Annotated in this window: 5 protein-coding genes; all 5 read right to left on the bottom strand. The window is 65.2% G+C overall.

The genetic code is table 11. The features are described from left to right. A partial coding sequence (gene esxG, locus ACLQI9_RS10930; protein ID WP_442391673.1) for a type VII secretion system protein EsxG occupies positions 1–268 on the bottom strand: 268 nt, incomplete at its 3' end. Positions 269–315: 47 nt separating this feature from the next. Further along, a complete protein-coding gene (locus ACLQI9_RS10925) occupies positions 316–2,007 on the bottom strand; it encodes a PPE family protein (RefSeq protein WP_442391672.1) in 1,692 nt (563 codons plus the stop codon). A 2-nt stretch (positions 2,008–2,009) separates the two neighbouring features. Then, positions 2,010–2,318, bottom strand: coding sequence for a PE family protein (locus tag ACLQI9_RS10920; protein ID WP_442391671.1), 309 nt, complete (start codon positions 2,316–2,318; stop codon positions 2,010–2,012). Positions 2,319–2,446: 128 nt separating this feature from the next. Next, the gene (locus ACLQI9_RS10915) at positions 2,447–3,406 is read right to left on the bottom strand and encodes a hypothetical protein (protein ID WP_442391670.1); all 960 of its coding nucleotides are present in this window, start codon (positions 3,404–3,406) and stop codon (positions 2,447–2,449) included. Beyond that, on the bottom strand, positions 3,406–4,491 hold a 1,086-nt coding region (locus tag ACLQI9_RS10910; RefSeq protein ID WP_442391669.1), incomplete at its 5' end, for a cupin domain-containing protein. The genes ACLQI9_RS10910 and ACLQI9_RS10915, both read right to left, overlap by 1 nt.

Here is a 4,491-nt window from a genome sequence, read left to right as displayed (position 1 = left end):
CAGCCGCATCGGCGGCCACATAGATACCCGCGGCATCCCCGATGTTGGCCTGAGCGATATCCAGCAGGCTGTTGATTTTCGCGGCGGCCGCCACGAAGCGGGCGTGCGCGGCCTGAAACGCCGCCGCGGACTCCCCGGCGTGAAACGCCTGCGCCGACATGGCTTCCTGCTCGGCCTGACCAATCGTGCTGCGCATCAACCCCGCCTTGGCGGCAAACGCCGACTGCGAGGCCACCAACTGGGGAATATGAGCATCCAACATACTCATCGGTTAAATCCTTTCTCTAATCGATTACCGTTGCCACACAGGCACATTCAGCGATGATCCCCCTCCCCCTGCGGCACCTCGGGGTCCCACGTGCCCGGCAACATCGGCATACTCGCCCCTCCACCGAACTCGTCATCGGAAAGCGTAGCCAATCCCGCCGCCTGCGTGCTGCCCTTCGACACCGTTCCGGAAAATCCCAGGTTTCCGGCACCTTGATCCGAGGCCACCGTGGACACCGCTGGCTCACTTGGCGGCCCGTCCCAGTCCGGGTCGACATCGATATTCATGTCCATGAACTCGTCGCCATACTCGCGTTGGCTCACCTTCCGTCGCCGCCGCTGCCGAGTCCGCCCCGCTGCCGACGCCGCGGCCGCGGCAATCTCGGGTGCCTTTGTGGAACCACGCGACGTCGGCTCCTGAGTCTTGGCGCCCAGGCTCGTCCCCGCGCGGGCCCCGATACCGGGAGGGCCCACCACGTAGGGCGGCACAAAACCCGGGCCACCCGCGGCCGGCGGTGGTGTCGGTGCGGCGGGATTGGCAACGGTACTTGTAACGGACGCGGGAGAAGTGCCTGGGGGCGCGCCAGGTGCGGCGCCGGCAACCCCTATCGCCGGCGTGGGGGCCGTCGCGACGACCGGCAACACCGGGGGCGGGGCCGGGATGGGTGCAGGAGCGGCGGTCGGAGGCGGAATGGCAGCCAGCCCCGCCAGCCCCGCTAAGCCGCCCACGGTCCCGGGGGCGATCGCCGGGATTACGGCCGCAAAAAGCGCCGGATTCTGGCTCAGGAAGATTCCAACTTCTTCTATGTGAATCGGGAAATCGAACAGTTCCCAGCTGATCAGCCACTGGATAGCCTGCACCGGATTTGTCGCAAAGGTGTACCAGAAATTCTCAAAATCCTCAGTGAGTTCGAGGCCTCGAGCGACCCAAAAGGACAATTGGCCGGGGTTGACGTATGTGTCGTAGGTGGCTCCGTTGAGGGTGCCCCCGGCGGGGTCCCAGTTGTACCCGAAGTTCTGCAGGAATTGCGCAAGGGCGGTGTTGAACGGATTGCTGATCGTCGGGTCGTGGGCAAGTTGGCTATTTCCGATACCGAACTGTTCCAAGGCTTGCACGAGCCACTGCGGGATCCCCAGCGGGTTGTCATGGGATAGTCCGCCATAGGCATCACCACTAGCGGCGGGCTGTGCTGTCGCGGTAGATTTGACGATTTGCGGCGCCGGCGTGGTTGCCGGCGTCGACGCCACCGCTGCGGTGGACACCGCTTGATAAGTGCTCATCGTGGTAGCGGCCTGAACCCACATCCGCACATAGTCGGCTTCGTTGAGTGCGATCGGAATCGTATTGATCCCAAAGAAATTCGTTGCCGTCAACACCCCGTGAATCACGTGGTTGGCGGCCAACTCGGGCAGGGTCGGCATGGCCGCCAGTGCGGCGGTGTAGGCCGCGGCCGTGGTCTCATGCTGCGTAGCCGCGGCGGCACTGTTGGCGCTGGCCTGCGTCAACCAGGCCAAGTACGGGACGAACGCGGCCACAAACGACTCCGCGCTCGGCCCCTGCCATGCGCCCGCTTGCACCTGCGCCAACACCGCGCTGAGTTCCTCGGCCACTGACGTGTATTCGGCGCTCAACGAATTCCACGCCCCGGCTGCCGCCAGTAACGAGCCGGGTCCGGGGCCACTGCTCAACAACGTCGAATGCACCTCCGGCGGTGCGGCCATCCAGACAGGCGCCGTCATCGTCAGTAACCCGCGATGTGATACGACGCCGCCGCCGCCGCATCACGTGCCGCATAGCCGGCGCCCGAATCGCCCACCCCGACACCGGCGCGACCAAGCTCTTCCGCGCCTTGGGCCACTGCCGCTGAATGTTCGCCGCCGCGAACGCTGAACCCCGCCGCGTTCTGCAGCGACACCGGATCGGCGGCAGGAGGCGCCACAGCCGTGATCAGCGGGGCCGCACCGGAATTGGCAGCGGCCAGACGCGCGGTCAACGCTTCGATCGCTGCACTGGCACCGGCGAGACCTTCGGGAACGACACGCAACGTCATGACAGCAACTCCTCGGTCATGGGCCGAATGGCCGAGATGAATATGATTTTCATTAAGATTAATACCACACGGCCGCGGGATTAGAAACTCGACGGCCGCGTGTTGCCGCGCGAGGCCGGCCAGCCGCTCTAACGAGGCGATGCCAGCAAGCGATAACCGGGCTCGGCGAAGCGCTCGGCGGCCTTACGCATCGCATCGGTCATCAGGCGGCGCTCGGAGGCATCCCTGTCAAAGATCCGAGGTGATGGGTCCTTGGAGTAGAACCGGGATTCCTCGATCATGCGTTCAATTGCCACAGCGTCGATCTCGAGCCCGAAATGCGGGGCTGCGCGCTGCCAAACCGCCCCGGGCAAGTCGGCATAGTCGATCGACAGACGCCCCGCAGGATCGGTCGCCGCCGCCTCCAGCATGGCGCCGAGTGCGCGAGCCGCAAACTCGACGCGCGCTCTCGCCGGAACCGACGCCGGATCGAGGCCGAAAAGCCCCGCGGACCGAGACGGCGTAACCCCGAGCCCAAGCCAGCCCGGCGGCGTGGCCAGGAGCGAGGCCAGGACGTGCGCCGGCTCGCGCTGGACCCAGACCCAAGGCGTCTCGGGGAAGGCGGCCGCCAGGACCGCCCGGCGGCGGATATTCCAGCTGGTGCATTTGAGGACCAAGTGCCGTTCGTCCCCGTGCCGGCATCGGCCCAGCGCACGCACCAAAAGCCGCACCAACCGGACCAGCGTGGCCTCGCTGACCCGACCGGGGTTGAGCCCGAGGAGCGCGTTCAACGGCGAGGGCTCGGCGAGGACGACGGCCCCCGGAAGTGTCCCCAGCAGCCGGGACACCAGAGTGGACCCGCAGCGCGACAGGTGAAAGATCATGCCCGCGGGCTCGAGCGACGGCTCGTTGTCCAGGATGATGAGGGCTTCGAGTCCGGTCCTGACGAGCGGCCGGGCGCGTGGACCGGACGCCCAGCGGGCGACGGTCTGGTCGAAAAACGGTTCGACGAAGCGTTCTTCGGAGAGATCGGCCCAGTCGACCACCGGGGCCGCACCGGAAAGGTCGAATCTGATTGGCGTCCAACGTGCGAGTTCGGCGAGTTCCATCAGTCGTCCGGTAGCCGGACCAGGAATCCGGTCACGATCAGGGTTCGGGCCAGTTCTGTCTGCTGCGCCGCAGACAGCCCTGGCAGATCGCAAACCCGAAACGGCTCAGTACTTTTCGAGAGAAACTGCAATGCCTCTTTGTGGTCGGGAGCGGCATTTATCACTAGTTGCGCAAAGTGCAGCGCGACGCCGTCGGAGGTGTCTGTCACCCGCGAATAGAGCGGTTGGTACTTTCGCACTCGGGCGTGGCCAACGATCCCGACCGCGGTCAAGATCGCCTGTCCGACTGGCGAGGGTTGACCACGCTTGACGAGGTCATCTTCCAGCGAACCGAGACCTTCCGCGATGACGTTCGGCTGTTCGAGGGCTTCGGCGACGTCGCGCACGAGGGCGCCGAGACTGGCCCGTACGTGTGGGTCGTCGAGGTACCGGGGCGGCAACTGGGTGTGGACGCGGTCATCGGAGTAGCTCAGCGCGTTAAGCGCTCGGGTGACAAGCATGAGGAGCGTGGGCGCGTGGAGGCCGACGGTCAAGTGGACCGATACCTCCGAGGTTGCTTCGGCCGCATGAACTCGGCCGCGTGGCAGGTAAAGCACGTCGCCGGCCTCCAGGCGCACGTCGGTGGGCGACGGGAGCGCGTCCGTCACAATCGGCTCCTGGCGACACATCTGGTGCGGTGCTATGTCAGCGCCGTTGTACAGGTGCCAGATCTTGGATCCCCGAATCTGCACGATCAGCACGTCGTGCTCGTCGTAGTGGGTGACAAAGCCTTGGGATTCGGGTGGCGTGACGTAGGCATTGACCTGCGTCGTGAAGTTCATCTCGACTTCGATGGCGTGCGACAGCGAGGCGATCGTGCGCACAAATCGCTCAATACTGCCCAGCACGATCGTGTAGCCGTCGGCAAAATCTTTGCCGATGCCGGCGACATCGAAACCGCCATCGGCAAGCCGGTAGATGTGTGAGTCCTTTTTGTCGTTCTCCCGGACCAGGCGTACCAACGACCGATCCGGCCGAAACAACCCCACCAGCTCGTCAACTGAGGCCGAACCGTCAAACAGGCTGTCGAAGTATTCCGGGCAGTT

Source organism: Mycobacterium sp., assembly GCF_052143115.1.
Lineage (GTDB): Bacteria > Actinomycetota > Actinomycetes > Mycobacteriales > Mycobacteriaceae > Mycobacterium.
This window is presented reverse-complemented; position numbering and strand designations above follow the sequence as displayed.